The sequence below is a fragment of the Parapedobacter tibetensis genome (genome assembly GCF_024704835.1).
GTDB lineage: Bacteria > Bacteroidota > Bacteroidia > Sphingobacteriales > Sphingobacteriaceae > Parapedobacter > Parapedobacter tibetensis.
Genome location: NZ_JAMXBE010000077.1, coordinates 1 through 427, shown reverse-complemented (window position 1 = coordinate 427; position 427 = coordinate 1). Strand labels below are relative to the sequence as shown.

Here is a 427-nt window from a genome sequence, read left to right as displayed (position 1 = left end):
GGTTCTACAAGCTTTATCAATTTCTCCAGCGATTCCTGCCAACCTAAATAACACATTTCTGACGGTATTGCTGTAGGAATTCCCTCCTGTAACACGTTAAGTTCAGTGCCACACGAGACCTGGTTCAGCTGTACGGTTGTTGTCATTTCTCCGGGTAAATTGGGATCGTCAAATGTATCCGTGTATTTAATAAGTTCATTGGGTTTTATTTCGAGATATTCTCCGCCAAAGGAATGTCCATTCCCTGTACTGAAATTGGTAAAGGTCATCTTAAACTTACCCCCTACCTTAAAATCCATTTGTTGCACCGTGCATAAGAAGCCGTAAGGTGGGAGCCAAAATGAATTTGCTATAGGGTCTGCAAATGCCCGGAATACCTTTTCGGGGCTTGCGTTGATTATCCGATGTAGTGAAACCGTTTGATTTT

1 protein-coding gene is annotated in these 427 nt (G+C 42.4%); it reads right to left on the bottom strand.

Annotated elements, in window-relative coordinates:
* On the bottom strand, window positions 1–353 hold a 353-nt coding region (locus tag NF543_RS25340; RefSeq protein ID WP_257670998.1), incomplete at its 3' end, for an SRPBCC family protein.
* Between the last annotated feature and the right edge of the window lie 74 nt (window positions 354–427).